Below are 14,616 nucleotides of genomic sequence, written 5' to 3' on the forward strand. Positions count from 1 at the left end.
GAGAGACCTTCACTCCTTCGGCCCCTGCGCGCGCGGCGTCAAGCCGGGTCCCTCGCCTCGCTTACGCTGTCGTGATCGCCGCGCGCCAGCATCCACGCCGCGAGACCGGCAAGGATCGCCGCAGCCACCACCATGATGCAGGCCGCGCCCCAGCCCCATGCCGAGACCACGGCGCCGACCGCGATCGGACCGGTGACCTGGCCGAAATTGCTGCCCGTCATCAACAGGCCCATCATGACCGGTACCATCGCCGCCGATCGCGCCGCGGCGGGTGCGGTTGCAAGCAACGTCGCCGGGATCAGGCCGCCGATGGCGGAGAACAATAGGCACAGCCAGAATGCGTCCCAGCCGCCGAGCACCGGCAGGAAGATTCCGAGCGCGGACGCGCCCATCACGAATGCCGCCACGGCAATCAGCAGGTTGCGGCTGACGCCGCGCGCAAGCAGATGACCGGCGGCGAGATTGCCGACGATGTTGCCGGCCGCGGCCAACGCACTGAGCCCGCCGGCGCCTTGGCTGGACACGCCGAGCCGCTCGGTCAGCAGGATCGGCAGGAAGCTGAACAACGCAAAGAACATCAGGCTGTAGAGCGCAAACAGCACCATCAGAAGCGCCGGAGTGCGGCGCTGTGCCAGCGCGGTGGCTTCCTGCATCAGGCCGCTCCGCGCCGGGCCGGTCCGCGATGCCACTTCAGGCACAATGACGCCGGCAAGCACGAACAGCAGGGCGACAAAGGCAGCACTGGCCCACCAGATCGTGCGCCAACCATCGAAGATCGGGCCGGCGACCAGCGCCAGCGCGATTCCGAACGGCATCACGCAGCTCCACACCGCCATGGTGACGTCACGTGCGCTCACATCGACGACACGATCGAGCAATGCAGGAGCCGCGACCATCACCAGCAGGAAGCCGAGCCCTTCCAGCAGGCGCGATGCCAACAGCACCGCTAGCTGTGGCGCGAGCGCGCCCGAGGCTGCCCCCAGCGTGACGGCCGCGAGCCCGCACAGCAGCACCTTGCGCGCACCAACCGCGGCAATCACCACGCCCGCCGGCACGCTGCCGACAAGGCCCAGGACCGCAAAGATGCCGGCAATCGTTCCGACCGTGGCAAGGTCGATGCCGAGGCTCTGTTGCAGCATCGAGGCGGCAATCGGAACCTTGCCGACCTGCAGCGCCGCGCCGATCCCGCAACCGATCACGATGGCGACCGTGGCCCATCGCTTCGCCTCGCTCTGCTGCATCACGGCCGTCTCGATCGTCATGCGTCCACTCCGCCCTGGTCAGAGTACAGAGATAGCGTTTCCCGACCATCGACAGGAGTGATATGTTTTGCATCCGATTGATCGATTTCATAGATCATGCTCGACAACCTGACGCTCGATCAGATCCGCACCTTTGTCGCCATCGCCGAGAGCGGCAGCTTTCGTGCCGCCGCGACCAAACTGGCGCGGGTGCAATCCGCGGTCAGCCATGCCATCGCCAACCTCGAGGCCGAGCTCGGGCTCACGCTATTCGACCGCTCCGGCCATCGCCCGACGCTGACGGCCGAGGGCAAGGCATTGCTGGGCAACGCGCGCGACCTGCTGCTGCGTGTCGACGCGATGCGGGCGCGGGCGCGCGGTCTGGGCGATGGGGTGGAATCGGAACTCTCGCTCGTCGTCGATACGCTGTTTCCGATCGCCGCCGTCGGCGCGGCGCTGACGGAAATGCGGGCGGCCTATCCGTCTGTCAGCGTGCGGCTCGCGGTCGAACCGATGGGCGGGCCGATCGCTGGCTTGACCGAACGGCGCAGCGCGCTCGCGGTTACGGTCGGCGAGGATTTTCGCGATCCCCGCCTCGCGCTCGATGCGATCTGCGCGGTGCAGATCGTCGCCGTCGCCTCCGCCGGCCATCCACTCGGCCGCCGCGGCCGCAAGAGCGTGGCTGATCTCGCCGATCATCTGCAGATCGTGCTGTCGGATCCGACCCCGCTGTCGGAGGGCCGCAGCTTCGGCGTGCTCTCGCCGCAGATCTGCCGGGTGAGCAATCAGGACACCAAGCACGCCATGATCCTGGCCGGGCTCGGCTGGGGCCGGCTGCCGCTCTGGCAGGTCGCGCGCGACCTGAAGGAGCGCCGCCTGGTGCGGGTCGAAACCGGCGCGCTCGGCCGCAACGCCGCGCTTGCGATGGAGGCCTATCTCGCCCACCGGCTCGACGAACCGCTGGGACCTGCGGCACGTGCATTTGCCGATGCATTGACGCGGATCGCTGCGGGCACGCATGCGCCGAAGATCAGGGCGAAGACGGCGAAGAAACACTGAGCCGCAGCGATCGCTCGCCCGGCCCTGTGGCGGCCGGCCGCAAGCGCCTCAGTCCTCGATCTCGCCGCTGCGGATCGCAAGTCGGATGGCCTGCGCTGTCGTGGCGACGCCGAGCCGAAGCCGCGCACGCCGCACATGGTTCTCGACCGTGCGTTCCGACAGGCCGAGCGATGCCGCGATGTCGGCCTGGCGCCGTCCGGCGGAGATCCAGCGCAGCACCTCGCGCTCGCGCGGCGACAGGCTCGACGCACCGTTCGGCTCGTGCGCTTCCATCAGCCCGCGGGCGGCGCGGAAGGCCGCCGCGCCGATCATCGTCAGCGCCGCACGCGTCCGCGCCGACGCATCGATCCGCGTTCCGGCGAAGCTCATCGCGCCTTCGAGGCCGGTGCGCCCGAACACCGGAACCTGCAGCCCATGGAAACCGGGCCCGCGCGGCGTGCGCACCACGCGGTACTTCTCGCCGCGCGCCGACATCACCTTGGTCCAGAAAAACGCCTGGTCCACATCGAGGAAATTGCGCGTCACCGGACAATGCCGGACATAGGTTTCGGCATCGACGGTCACGCCTTTGCCGAACCAGTCGCCTTCGACCCAGTAGATCCGGTCAACCAGGTCCTCACGTGCCGGCGACGCCGAGAACATCACGAACCGGTCGTAGCCGAGCGGCACGCTCGCGGACCGCACCGCCGCCTGGATCGCGGGCAAGCTCTCGCTGCCCTCGATCGCAACCACGGCTTCGATGTAGCGGTCCATGCGGTGCCATCGTGTCGTGCGGAAGGCCGGTCGCGCGCGGCCGAGCGCGTTGAGGATTTTCCCTCAGGCGAGGTCGGCCTGCAAGGCGCGCGACATTGGCCCGCCACCGGCGGCGGGGCGCGGTTCACCCCGCCCGCAGGTTGAGCCGCCGCCCGCTCAGCGCCCGCCGAGCGTATCGAGCAGAGCCTTTGCGGCTGCCTTGCCGACATTATTGGCGGCGAAGGGGCTGTCACCGGTGATCAGCTTGCGATCCTGATGGGTCTTGCCGGTGATGTCCTTGTTCAGGATCTCAACCCCGAGCGCCTGCAACTGTTCGCCGAACGCCCAGGTCAGCGCGCCCGGCATGTAGCCGATATCGGGCGTGGTCCGATCGATGGCGTCGGGAAATGCGCAGATCTTGTAGCCCTTGAAGGGATAGTCGCCCTTGGCTTCGCCGACCGCGGACGCCAGCAGCGCCGCCGGGCCATGGCAAAGCGAGATGATGTGCTTGTCGTTGTCGAGCGCCCATTTCAGGGCGGCCTTCACGTCGGTGCTTTCGGGCAAGCCGATCAGCGCACCATGGCCGCCCGGGATGAACACCGCGATATAGTCGGAATCCTCGCCGAGCTTGTTTTCGATCACGTCGGAGAGCTTGAGCGGCTGCTTCAGCCTGGCGAGATATTTCTGGTAGATGCTCTTGACCGCGTCGTCCTCCTTCGGAAACGCCCAGAGCTCGAATTTGACCGGATTGCCCGACACCGTCGCGATATCGAATTCGAAGCCCGCCTTGTCGAGGTGATACATCGGCAACAAGGTCTCGACGGGATGGTTGCCGGTCGAGAACATCGTGCCGTTCTGCAACAGCAGATAGCGCTCGTCCGCGGCGATCATCAGAATTTTCCAGCGGCCGCCCCTGTAGGCGTTGGGATAGTCTGCGCCGGAGAGATCCGACTTGGCCGAGGTGAATTGCCCAAGCGAGTAAGGCGACGGAAAGAAAGCATTGTTCTCCGCCGGATCGGGTACGGGACGCTTGTCCTGGGATTGCTCGGACATCGAGATATCCTCTCTCATCGTGTTGCGATCCGGCAAAGGTAAGCACGAGATCCACGATGAGGAATGAGGGATTTCCCTCAACCCACTTTGCCGCGCATTCCCTACCCCTGCTTCTGCAACACCTTGATGTGCAGGCGGCGGCGAATCTCCATGCCCTGGCGGCGATAGAGCGCGATCGCCGAGACGTTGCTGGTGAAGACGTGCAGGAATGGAATTTCGCCGCGCGCCACGATCTGGCGGGCGACCGCCGACAGCAACGCCTGCGCGTAGCCACGGCCGCGATGCTCCGGATGCACGCAGACGGCGGTCATCTCGGTGTAGTTCCCCGGCTTCATCCGTTCGCCGGTCATCGCGACCAGTTCGCCATTGATGCGGATGCCGAGAAAGCTGCCGAGCTCATGCGTTCGCGCACTGAACGGGCCGGGCTTTGTCAGCTCCGTCAACGCCATCATCGCAGGAACATCGGTAGCGCCGAGCGTGACGATCTCGACGCCGGGCGCAGAATGGTCCGCGGGCACGCCGATCATCTGCTCGCCGGTCTCGGCCAGCAGCACCTTGAACTGCGGCGGCACCGGGACAGGATCAGGCGTGAACAGCACCGCAATGTCAGGTCCCGACAGTAGCGCACCGAGCGCGGCAAAGCTCCTTGGCGACATGTCGACCATGTCGGCGAAGGGTGCGATCGCGAGCGGAAAGCGCCTTGCATCGGCGCCGCCTTCCGCCAGCTCGCGTTGCCTCGTGGTCAGCGCGCTCCAGATCGGGCGATCGAGCGGATGAATGGGCGGGACTTCGGACATGCGGCGCTTCGCTCCTGATTTTCCTCGAACAGAGCAAGAAGCGCCGGCAAAATCCAGCATGGCATGGTGTGGTTGCGGCTCACAATCACGACAGCCGGCGATCAAGTGATGCCGTCCACCAGGTCAGGCCACCTTCAGGCAGAGCTCGGTGCCACCCTTGAGCGGCAGCGTGATCGACACGAAGCCGTTGTCGGGATCGCGCACGAACTCCAGGAAATCCGCCTCGGCATTGTCGTTCATGACGTAGCCGCCGACGCGAAGCTGCGGCGCGACGATCTCGATCACCTGGCGCGCCAGCGTCGGCCCCTTGTCGCCCGGCCAGCCGTCGATCAGGATGAAGTCGACGGGACCACCGAGATCGCGCAGCGTCTTGCGCGCATCGCCCTCGCGGATGTCGGCGTAGTCGGCAAGGCCGGCCTCCGCAAGATTGCGCTTCGCCGCTGCGACCTTGGCCGGCACGATCTCCGACCCGATCACGGTGCCGCCGCCATTGTCGCGCATCGCGGCGGCGAAATAGAGCGTCGACATTCCGACCGAGGTCGCGAACTCGGCGACGCGCTGGGCACGCAGGCCGCGGCACAACAGATAGATCAGCTCGCCCTGCTCCGGGTGGATCGAGAATCCCTGCTCGGCGTAATCGTGCGGGTCGCGGCTGCCGCTCTGCATCGGATTGCCGCGCATGGGCGCCCGGCGGGTGGCCTGCAGACGCTCGATGACGGCGGTGACGCGGGTATCACGGATCACGCTGTGCGGTTCGGCGTTGTACATGAAAGGTCTCCTTTGCGACGGCGTCATTGCTGCAGGATCTCAGCGGCCGCGCGGTCGAGGATCTTTGCGATCCGCCGCGCCTCGGCGGCATCGCAGCCGCGCTTCTGGCGCAGCGCGCTCTTCAGCGCGTGACGGGCGCGATGCACCTCGTCGGACGCTTCGCCATCGAGATCGCTCACGCCGGCGAAGGCTTCGCGCACCTCCTCCATGCGGCGGCCGATCCGCGACAGCGCTTCGAGAATGGTATCCGCGGTCGCGCGGTTCTCGCCGAGATACGCCCTGCCCTGCTCGGTGATGCTGTAGAGTTTGCGTGCCGCGTCCTGGGTGACGCTGGCATGGCCGATCTCCTCGAGGAATGTCAGCGCCGGATAGATCACGCCCGGGCTCGGGCTGTAGAAGCCGTCCGACCGTTCCTCGATCCGCTTGATCAGCTCGTAGCCGTGTGCCGGCTGCTCGCCGAGCAGCGCGAGGATGACCAGTTGCAGATCCTGCGACGAAAGCCGCCGCGATCCCGGAAAGTCACCGCCGCCGCCTCGCCCGAAGAAGCCATGACCGCCGCGGCCAAAGCGGTGGCCGCCCCTGCCGTGCCGGCCCATGGCGAAAAACCCAAACCGGACTCCGTCGTCGTCCCGGTCGCGAAACATCGATCGTCTCATTTGTACGTTCCTTACTGAAAACATATCTTACGATATATCTACAGATGGAACGACGGCAACCCACGTTTTCGTGAGGCCTTGAGGGACGAGATCGGTGCCCAGCTTGGATGGCTGGCTCACGCCAGACTTGTCGACCCTCGCGCGGCTGGCCTATGGCTTTGAACGCCTTCCAGCCCTGCGACTCATGCGCCCCAAGACCTTCGAAGCCCATTGTCTGCGCCTGCCCGCCGCCACCAAGGTGGTGCAATGGGAAGGCACGTCGGTGTTCAAGGTCGGCGGCAAGATGTTCGCGCTGGCCGGCGGCTACATCGAGAGCACCGGCGGCTTCATGTTCAAGACCTCGAACATGGCCTACCAGCTGCTGATCGAGCAGGGCCTGGCGCGGCCCGCGCCATATCTGGCGCGCGCCACATGGGTGCAACTGGTGAGGAACGACTCCCTGCCCGACGCTGAGCTCAAGGCCTATCTCGGCCAGGCGCATGCGCTCATCGTCGAAAAGTTGACGCGGAAGTCGCGCAAGGCGCTCGGGCTCGACTGATCGGCCAAGCTGCGACGCTATTCAGCCACCCAGCGGCTTGTCGGAATCGCCCGACAGCAATTTCGGAAACAGCTCCTTGAAGGCGAACTTGTCGTCGCCCTTGGCGCGGTCGAAGCGCAGCACGACGTCGAACCGGCTGCCCTCCCATTTGGTCGGCGGGGTGCCCTTGCTGACCGGGATCAGCGGAAGGATATCGGAGATGATCGCCTTGTGCTCCCAGCACAGCAGCACGACGCCCTTCAGCGCCAGCACCGCAGGCACCAGCCTCGGCTCATCGCCCTTGCCAAAGCTTTCGTTCGGGGTCAGGCCGCGCCGTGCGGCAAGCGCCGAGATCGTCTCGGCCGGACGGCTCGACGGCGGCTGATTGGCCGTGGTGCCCGGTGTCGCGGCATAGATTGCATCGGGCTTGGCATAGTCACCGCCGGTGAGATCGGTGCCGAACAACGCGGTCCACGCTCCCGCACGCTCCCACCCACGCAGCACAAGCGACTCGGTGTCGGAGACGCCATCCGCGGTGAAACCGGGTCCCGGCCAGGAATCGCCCGGCTTCTCGGCATGACGGATGATGAAGAGCGTGAGCGCGTCCATGGGCGGCCTCTCGGGAGAAGATGTGTGGCAGGATCCGGCGTCGGCGACGTCGATCCTATCCCCGATACAGCCTCCGGTTGATGAACCGCATCACAGTTTGCGAAAACTCGCGCGGTACTGCGCCGGCGACACGCCGAGCCGCTCGGTGAACACGATCCGCATCCGGTCGGCCGAACCGAAGCCGCAGTCGAATGCGACCGCCTTGAGCGGCCGGTCTGAGCCCTCGAGCAGCCGGCGCGCGGCGTCGACCCGCGCCCGCTCGACGAATTCGTGCGGCGTGATTCCGGTCTCCTGCGCAAAGGCGCGGCCGAAATTGCGCACGCTCATGCCGACGGCTTCCGCCAGCGACTGCAGCGTGTGGCGCTCGCCGACATGCTGCATGACATGCGCCTGCGCGCGCGCAATCGGCGAATCCTCATCGACCGGCGCGGTGAGATAGGGACTGAATTGCGACTGCCCGCCCTGGCGCTGCGCCACCACGACCAGGCGCTTGGCCACCGCGACCGCAACCTGCGGCCCGTGCCGCTCGGCGACCAGCGCGAGCCCGAGATCGATCCCCGCGGTCACGCCGGCCGAGGTCATCAGATGTCCGTCGCGAATGTAGATACGGTCGAAGATCACCTCGGCTGCCGGAAAGCGCGCCGCCAGCCGCTGCGCGTTCTGCCAATGCGTCGTCACCTTGTGGCCGTCGAGCAGCCCGGCATGGCCGAGCGCGAAGGCGCCGGTGCAGATCGAACCATAGAGCTCGGCGCGCGCGGGCGCCCCACGCAACCACTGTGTCAGTTCGGGATCCGGCGCGGCGTCGGGCAATGCCGGCCCGCCCGCCACCAGCAGGATATCGAACCTCTCTTGTGCGTCGGCGAAGTTGAGGTCGGCCGATATCTTCATGCCGTTCGACGCGCGCAGCGGTTCGCAGCCGGCGCCGACCAGCACGGTCTCATAGCCATCGCCCGCCGGCACAAAGCCGTTCGTCTCCGCGAACACATCGACGGGACCCGCGACATCGAGCGCCTGAACCCCTTCGTGAATCGCGATCGCGACCCTCTGAACCGCCATACCTTCTCCCTGCCCGCTGGCGCGAAACGACGTCTGGTTGGCCCGATCCGGCGGCGCGCGATCGTTGCGGGATCCGGCCCAAACGGGCGACAAACGCACCACGGATCGCGCCACCCGGCGATCCGCACACACCGCAGAGACGAGCGCCGGGCTCGCGTGTTCGCACGCCACGGCATCGTCTTGCCACATCGAGGAGCGTCTTGAAATGACCGAGATCATCGCCGGCATCCGCGTACCCGACAGCGCGATGGCCCGCGCCGCCACCCAATTGGTGCGCGATACCGAGGACGATCTGCTCTACAATCACAGCCGCCGCGTGTTCTTCTGGGGCGCGCTGACCGGCAACCGCCGCAAGCTGAAATTCGACCCCGAACTGCTCTATATCGGCGCCATGTTCCACGACATGGGCCTCACCGCTGCTCACGCGAGCCCCGATCTGCGCTTCGAGGTCGACGGCGCCAACGCTGCACGCGACTTCCTCAAGGGCTATGGCGTTCCGGAGCGCGACATCGAGGACGTCTGGACCTCAATCGCCTTGCACACCACGCCTGGCGTCCCCGAGCATATGCGTCCGACCATTGCGCTGGTCACCGCCGGCGTCGAGATGGACGTGCTCGGCATCGCCTACGACGATTTCTCACACGAGCACCGCGACCACGTCTGCGCGCACCATCCGCGCGAGGCGAACTTCAAGGAGAACATCATCGATCATTTCGCCGCCGGCACCATCAGGAAGCCGCTGACGACCTTCGGCAACGTCAAGGCCGACGTGCTGGCGCTGAAGGACATGAACTATACCAGGACGAACTTCTGCTCGATCATCCTCGGCTCGAAATGGCCGACATGACGCGACGTCAATGGCGGTTGGCAGGACCGTGGTCGGGGCCGGGATCCCGACCGGCGGCCGCGTGCGAGAGCCGGCTCATATAGTGCGCCCACCCCTTGTCGTGGCTCTCGCACTGCGCGGCGTTCGGCAGGCCGCTATGGGTCATGCGGAGCAGCGTGCCGTTGTCCTGCTCCATCAGGTCGATCTCGATCAGGCTCGATCCCGGCGGCACTTCCTCGCTGCCCTCCCAGCCGAAGCTGTAGGCCAGACGATGCACCGGCACGACCTCGCGGAACGCGCCGCGCGCGGCTCGGCTGCGATCGCTGCCGAGCCCCTTGAGGAAGTAGAGGCCCCCGGGATGCGTCTCGGTCGCGGCTTCGAGCCCCATCCAGCTCACGATCTTCTGCGGATCGGTCAGGAAGGCGAACACGGTTGCAGCCGGGGCTGCGATCTGGATCTCGCGTTGAACGATGAAGGCTTCAGTCATCGATCCATGCTCCATTGACGGTCGGTGCTCAGGGATAATTCGTGACAAGAGTGGTGCGTCAACCCCATGATGGCGTGATGCAATTGTCCTCGACGTTGAGCTGGCTGGTCGACGCCGCCGCCGAGACCGCGGGCGCCAACCGGTTGTTGGCGGACCTCGGTAGCCACCTTATCACGGATGGCCTGCCGCTTGCCGGCGGCGCTCTGACGCTCGAGGTTCCGCACCCCCTGATTGCAAGACGAACCTGGCTGTGGCGTGCCGACAATGGCGAGGTCATCGAAGCGCTCGGATTCGCGCCGGAACAACCTTTTGCGATGCCCGACTTGGTGGGATCCGGCGACGCCGGCCGGCGCTGGCTCGGAACTCTCGCGCCCGGCCCGATCCACGAGGGCACGATTGGAACGCGGCCGGATGGCCCGACCCTCGGCTGGATCGGGACACGCCCGTTCACACCTGCCGAGGCGGATCAATTGCGCGAGGCGGCGCGGTTCATGGCCGCGCCGCTCGCCGCGCTCGCGGCGCGCGCGACACTGACGGCGGCGCTGGAGGCCTATCTCGGCCGGCGCAGCGCGGCGCGCGTGCTGGCATCGCCATTGCGGCGCAATACCGGCGAAACCATCCGGGCCGCACTGCTGTTCGCCGACCTCCGCGGCTTCACCGCCCTGTCGGAAAGCCATCCGCCTGCCGAGGTGATCGCGGCGCTCGATGCCTGGTTCGACCGCATTGCGGGCGCCATCCACGCCTTCGGCGGCGAGGTGTTGAAATTCATCGGCGACGGCCTGCTGGCGATCTTTCCGGTCACGACCAGCGCGCGCAGCGCATCCGAGGCGGCATTGCGCGCGGTGTCGGCGGCGCGCGTCGGCATGGCCCATCTCGATGCAGAGCGACGCAAGCAGGGCTTGCCGCCGTTGCCATTCGGCGCGGCGCTGCATCTCGGCGAGGTGCACTGGGGCAATATCGGCGCCGCCGACCGCCTCGACTTCACCGCGATCGGCGCCGCGGTCAATCTGGTGAGCCGGCTCGAAGGGCTGTGCAAGCCGCTGGAGCAGACCGTGCTGGTTTCGGGTGCCCTCGCCGCCGAGAGCGAGACGACGCTGGTCGCGCTCGGCAGTCATGAATTGCGCGGCATCGCGCGGCCATGCGCGGTCTTCACTTTGCCGGAGGGCTGAGCCAGTCATCTGAACAGGCGCAGCCATGGCGCCAGATGAAATGCGCTCATCAGCGCGTACATCGGGACCATGCCCTGCAATGACAGCGGTCCCTGCATCGCGCCGCAGATCATGTCGGCCGGCGCCATCGCGGCAATCAGCGCCATCACGGCGAAGGTCGGCGCCGCCGCCAGCGACAGAAAGCGCGCCACGACGGGCCCGCGTCCGCTGAGCCGCCCCCTCACCCAATCTTCTCGTGTTTCAATACCGGTCATCGTTCGATCTCTCTGGAGATGATCCATGTCGTCATGTGCTAGGTTAGGACCGGGCCTCGGAGGGTGAGAGTGACAAGTGTGTCGGGATTCGAATGGACTCGCTGATAACGGCTGCGGCGCGCGCGCTCGCGGCGGGTGATCCCCTCGGCGCACTGAAACGGGTGGCCCTGCGCGACGATGCGCCGGCGCTGGCGCTGCGCGGCATCGCGATGGCCCGGCTCGGCGATTTCACCCGCGCCAAGGAGCTGTTGCGGCGCGCCGGCCGCGCCTTCGGCCCGCGCGAAGCCGTCGCGCGGGCGCGCTGCGTGGTGGCGGAAGCCGAGATCGCGCTGGTGTCGCGCGACCTTTCCTTTCCCGGGAAGAGCCTCGCCGCGGCACGCGCAACGCTCGCGGCACGAGGCGATGCACTCAATGCCGCCCATGCCGGCTATCTCGAAATCCGCCGCCTGCTGCTGATCGGGAGCCTCGATGCGGCCGAGCGCATGCTTGATGGCCTCGACCCGGCGCCGTTCCCGCCGGCGCTGCGGGTCGGCCATGAACTGGTCGTCGCCGGAATCGCGATGCGGCGGCTGCGGACCAAGCCGGCACGCGAAGCGCTGGCCCGCGCAAGGGAAGCAGCGCGCCGCGCCGGCATCGCCGAGCTCGCGGCCGAGGTCGAAAGCACCGCGCGCCTGCTCGCGACGCCCGCGGCGCGTCTGATCGCGCGCGGCAGCGAGCGGCCCCTCGTTCTGGAGGAGGTCGAAGCCCTGATGGCGTCGAGGGCGCTCGTCGTTGATGCCTGCCGCTATGTCGTGCGCGATATCGGCACGACGGTCTCGCTGACCCGACGGCCGGTGCTGTTCGCGCTCGCTCGCGCGCTGGGCGAAGCGTGGCCGCAGGACGTGTCGCGCGGCACGCTGATCGCACGGGCGTTTCGCGGCAAGCACGCCGATGAATCACACCGGGCGCGGCTGCGGGTCGAGATCGGACGGCTGCGTCGGGCGCTGCGGCCGCTGGCCGATCTCAGCGCGACGCCGGACGGCTTTGTGCTCCAGCCGCATGGCCGGCGCGAGGTGAGCGTTTTGGCGCTGCCGGTCGAGGAGGAGCATGCCGCGGTGCTGGCCTTTCTCGCCGACGGAGAGGCCTGGTCGAGCTCGGCGCTGTCGGTCGCGCTGGGGGCGAGCCAGCGCACGGTGCAGCGTGCGCTCGACGCGCTGGCCGCCACCGGCAAGGTGCAGTCGGTCGGCCGCGCCCGCGCCCGGCGCTGGATGACGCCGCCGGTACCGGGATTCACGACGACGTTGTTACTCCCTGCCCCGCTGCCGAACGGCTAGCATCAGGGCGCAATTGGAGCGATTTCGAGCGAAGCGGATACCGGTTCGCGTGAAGAAAACGCGTCAAAACAGGAAATCCGGAGATTCGATTCTGATTCAGTCAGAACCGAAGCTCCAGGCGACAGGAGCGCACATGAAAAAGGCCACGGCCGAGATCATCAGGGAATACGGCCCCTTCGACGGCGTCGAGAACGTCGGCGGCGTCAGCTTCGACGGCGAGCAGGTCTGGTTCGCGGCCGGCGATCGCCTGGTCGCCTTCGATCCCGACAGCGGCAACACTACCCGCACCCTCGATATCGCGGCCCATGCCGGCACCGCCTTCGACGGCAAGCACCTCTATCAGATCGCCGAGGACCGCATTCTGAAGATCGAGCCGAACAGCGGGCGCGTGATATCCACCATCCCCTCACCCGGCGGCGGCCGCGACTCGGGCCTCGCCTGGGCGGAGGGCTCGCTGTGGGTCGGCCAGTATCGCGACCGCACCATCGTTCAGATCGATCCGGAAACCGGCAAGGTTCTGCGCACCATCGAAAGCAACCGGTTCGTCACCGGCGTCTCCTGGGTCGATGGCGAACTCTGGCACGGCACCTGGGAAGGCGATGAAAGCGACGTGCGGCGCATCGACCCGCAGACCGGCGAGGTCATGGAAAAGCTGGAGATGCCGCAGGGCGTGTTCGTCTCTGGCCTCGAGTCCGACGGCGCCGACCGCTTTTTCTGCGGAAGCGGCTCCGCCAACAACAAGGTGCGTGCCATCCGGCGACCGAAGCGCAGCCGCGCGTGAAGCAGATCGCTTCACGCACGCACCGGCCTCACGCCGGCGCCGGCACCGCCGCGGGCCGCGCCGCCGGCATCGGGCGGAACGTCATCATGATCAGGAACGCGCCGATGCCGACCGCCCAGGAGCCGACATAGAGCCACGTGTAGCTCGCGAAGGTGTCGTAGATCAGCCCACCGGCCAACGGCCCGGTCGCCATGCCGAGGCTGCCGGCCATCGCGGTGCCGCCGATCACCGTACCCATCATCCGCAGCGGAAAATTCTCGCGGATCAGCACGGAATACAGCGGCATGGTGCCGGCATAGATGAAGCCGAAGATCGCGGCCACCGCGTAGAATGCGGCAAGCTCGCGCACGAAGACGTAGCCGAGCGCGCCGAACGCCTGCGCCAGCAATCCGAGCACCAGCACGCGCTTGGCGCCAAAGCGGTCGCCGAGCAGGCCGAACGCGATGCGGCCGCCCATCCCGGCGAGCCCTTCGACGCTGTAGATCGTCACCGCAGCAACCATCGGAATGCCGCAGGTGACCGCATAACTCACGGTATGGATGATCGGGCCCGAATGGGTGGCGCAGCAGAAGAAATTGGTCGCGATCAGGATGATGAATTGGGGCGAGCGCAGCGCCTGCGCCAGCGACATCGGCGGTTCGCCGTTTTCGGAGACCGCTTCAGCGTGGTCGCCCTGCAGCGCCGGCGGGCGGCGCACCAGGAACGAGACCGGAATCATGATTGCGCCGACCACGCCCGAGACGATCAGCATCGCGGTGCGCCAGTCGTGGTGGGAGATCAGCCAGGCCGCAAGCGGCGACATCGTCATCGGCGCCATGCCCATGCCGGCCGACACCAGCGAAACGGCGAGGCTTCGATGGGTGTCGAACCAGCCGGTGACGCAGGCCATCATCGGCGCGAAGATCGCCGCCGTTGCCGCGCCGACCACCGCGCCGAACACGAACTGAAAGGCCAGCAGCGATGTTGTCTGGCTGGCCAGCGCGAGGCTTGCCGCCAGCACGACCGATCCGGTCAGCACCACCGGAAGCGGCCCGAAGCGGTCGGACAGCGTGCCCCAGATCATGCTGGTGAAGGCCATCGCGAGGAAGCCGATCGTCATCGCGCTGGAGATGCCGGTCACCGACCAGCCGGTCTCGCGCGCCATGGGCTGGAGGAACACCGGCAGCGAAAACATGCCGCCGATCGCGACGCAGCCGAGCAGGCCGCCGGCCGCGACGATCACCCAGCGGTAGGTCGAATTGCTCATTCCGGAACTCCCATGCAGCTCGTTCTGGCTGCAAGACGAACGGACCGGAGTG

The 14,616-nt window shown here is 67.1% G+C and carries 17 protein-coding genes; 6 read left to right on the forward strand and 11 right to left on the reverse strand.

Features of this window, described 5'->3' with window-relative positions; translation table 11 throughout:
* Positions 1-38 precede the first annotated feature (38 nt).
* Positions 39-1,262 (reverse strand): MFS transporter, encoded by a 1,224-nt coding sequence (locus QA635_RS24775; RefSeq protein ID WP_283061874.1) that lies wholly within the window; start codon positions 1,260-1,262, stop codon positions 39-41.
* Between the two features lie 96 nt (positions 1,263-1,358).
* On the opposite strand from QA635_RS24775, the gene QA635_RS24780 reads away from it, so the two are divergent.
* Positions 1,359-2,300 carry a LysR family transcriptional regulator gene (locus QA635_RS24780; RefSeq protein WP_283061875.1) on the forward strand — a complete coding sequence of 314 codons (942 nt, stop codon included), beginning with the start codon at positions 1,359-1,361 and terminating at the stop codon, positions 2,298-2,300.
* A gap of 48 nt (positions 2,301-2,348) precedes the next feature.
* Here the strand turns inward: QA635_RS24780 and QA635_RS24785 are convergent, their stop codons facing one another.
* The 5 genes from QA635_RS24785 to QA635_RS24805 form a co-directional block, all read right to left on the reverse strand.
* A complete protein-coding gene (locus QA635_RS24785; protein WP_283061876.1) occupies positions 2,349-3,053 on the reverse strand; it encodes a PA1136 family autoinducer-binding transcriptional regulator in 705 nt (234 codons plus the stop codon).
* A gap of 156 nt (positions 3,054-3,209) precedes the next feature.
* Positions 3,210-4,085 (reverse strand): glyoxalase III HchA, encoded by an 876-nt coding sequence (gene hchA, locus QA635_RS24790; protein ID WP_283061882.1) that lies wholly within the window; start codon positions 4,083-4,085, stop codon positions 3,210-3,212.
* 101 nt (positions 4,086-4,186) lie between these two features.
* Positions 4,187-4,882, reverse strand: a complete 696-nt coding sequence (locus QA635_RS24795; RefSeq protein WP_283061883.1) for a GNAT family N-acetyltransferase — start codon at positions 4,880-4,882, stop codon at positions 4,187-4,189.
* Positions 4,883-5,005: 123 nt separating this feature from the next.
* Positions 5,006-5,650, reverse strand: coding sequence for an O-methyltransferase (locus QA635_RS24800; protein WP_283061884.1), 645 nt, complete (start codon positions 5,648-5,650; stop codon positions 5,006-5,008).
* Positions 5,651-5,673: 23 nt separating this feature from the next.
* Complete coding sequence (locus tag QA635_RS24805) at positions 5,674-6,306, reverse strand: PadR family transcriptional regulator (protein ID WP_283061885.1); 633 nt, start codon at positions 6,304-6,306, stop codon at positions 5,674-5,676.
* Positions 6,307-6,490: 184 nt separating this feature from the next.
* On the opposite strand from QA635_RS24805, the gene QA635_RS24810 reads away from it, so the two are divergent.
* A complete protein-coding gene (locus tag QA635_RS24810) occupies positions 6,491-6,844 on the forward strand; it encodes an MmcQ/YjbR family DNA-binding protein (RefSeq protein WP_253608966.1) in 354 nt (117 codons plus the stop codon).
* A 21-nt stretch (positions 6,845-6,865) separates the two neighbouring features.
* Here the strand turns inward: QA635_RS24810 and QA635_RS24815 are convergent, their stop codons facing one another.
* Together QA635_RS24815 and QA635_RS24820 are read right to left on the reverse strand one after the other, a co-directional pair.
* A complete protein-coding gene (locus tag QA635_RS24815) occupies positions 6,866-7,432 on the reverse strand; it encodes a hypothetical protein (RefSeq protein WP_018271230.1) in 567 nt (188 codons plus the stop codon).
* Between the two features lie 90 nt (positions 7,433-7,522).
* Positions 7,523-8,488 (reverse strand): GlxA family transcriptional regulator, encoded by a 966-nt coding sequence (locus QA635_RS24820; RefSeq protein WP_283061886.1) that lies wholly within the window; start codon positions 8,486-8,488, stop codon positions 7,523-7,525.
* A 205-nt stretch (positions 8,489-8,693) separates the two neighbouring features.
* On the opposite strand from QA635_RS24820, the gene QA635_RS24825 reads away from it, so the two are divergent.
* Positions 8,694-9,335 carry an HD domain-containing protein gene (locus tag QA635_RS24825; RefSeq protein WP_283061887.1) on the forward strand — a complete coding sequence of 214 codons (642 nt, stop codon included), beginning with the start codon at positions 8,694-8,696 and terminating at the stop codon, positions 9,333-9,335.
* Between the two features lie 7 nt (positions 9,336-9,342).
* Here the strand turns inward: QA635_RS24825 and QA635_RS24830 are convergent, their stop codons facing one another.
* The gene (locus QA635_RS24830; RefSeq protein WP_028344737.1) at positions 9,343-9,801 is read right to left on the reverse strand and encodes an SRPBCC family protein; all 459 of its coding nucleotides are present in this window, start codon (positions 9,799-9,801) and stop codon (positions 9,343-9,345) included.
* A 77-nt stretch (positions 9,802-9,878) separates the two neighbouring features.
* On the opposite strand from QA635_RS24830, the gene QA635_RS24835 reads away from it, so the two are divergent.
* Positions 9,879-10,970, forward strand: a complete 1,092-nt coding sequence (locus tag QA635_RS24835) for an adenylate/guanylate cyclase domain-containing protein (RefSeq protein ID WP_283061888.1) — start codon at positions 9,879-9,881, stop codon at positions 10,968-10,970.
* A gap of 5 nt (positions 10,971-10,975) precedes the next feature.
* On the opposite strand, the gene QA635_RS24840 is transcribed toward QA635_RS24835, so the two are convergent.
* Positions 10,976-11,224, reverse strand: coding sequence for a hypothetical protein (locus QA635_RS24840; RefSeq protein WP_283061889.1), 249 nt, complete (start codon positions 11,222-11,224; stop codon positions 10,976-10,978).
* Between the two features lie 92 nt (positions 11,225-11,316).
* On the opposite strand from QA635_RS24840, the gene QA635_RS24845 reads away from it, so the two are divergent.
* Entirely contained in the window at positions 11,317-12,537 is a 1,221-nt protein-coding gene (locus tag QA635_RS24845) for a helix-turn-helix domain-containing protein (RefSeq protein ID WP_283061890.1), read from the forward strand.
* A gap of 133 nt (positions 12,538-12,670) precedes the next feature.
* On the forward strand, positions 12,671-13,318 hold the full coding sequence (locus QA635_RS24850; protein ID WP_092089832.1) for a Vgb family protein: 648 nt from the start codon (positions 12,671-12,673) through the stop codon (positions 13,316-13,318).
* 28 nt (positions 13,319-13,346) lie between these two features.
* Here QA635_RS24850 and QA635_RS24855 read toward each other — a convergent pair whose 3' ends face one another.
* Positions 13,347-14,564: an MFS transporter gene (locus tag QA635_RS24855; protein WP_283061891.1), complete on the reverse strand. Its 1,218-nt coding sequence runs from the start codon at positions 14,562-14,564 to the stop codon at positions 13,347-13,349.
* Positions 14,565-14,616: the final 52 nt, after the last annotated feature.

Origin of the sequence: Bradyrhizobium brasilense (assembly GCF_029714345.1) — a bacterium.
In the GTDB taxonomy this organism is placed as follows: Bacteria; Pseudomonadota; Alphaproteobacteria; order Rhizobiales; family Xanthobacteraceae; genus Bradyrhizobium; species Bradyrhizobium australafricanum.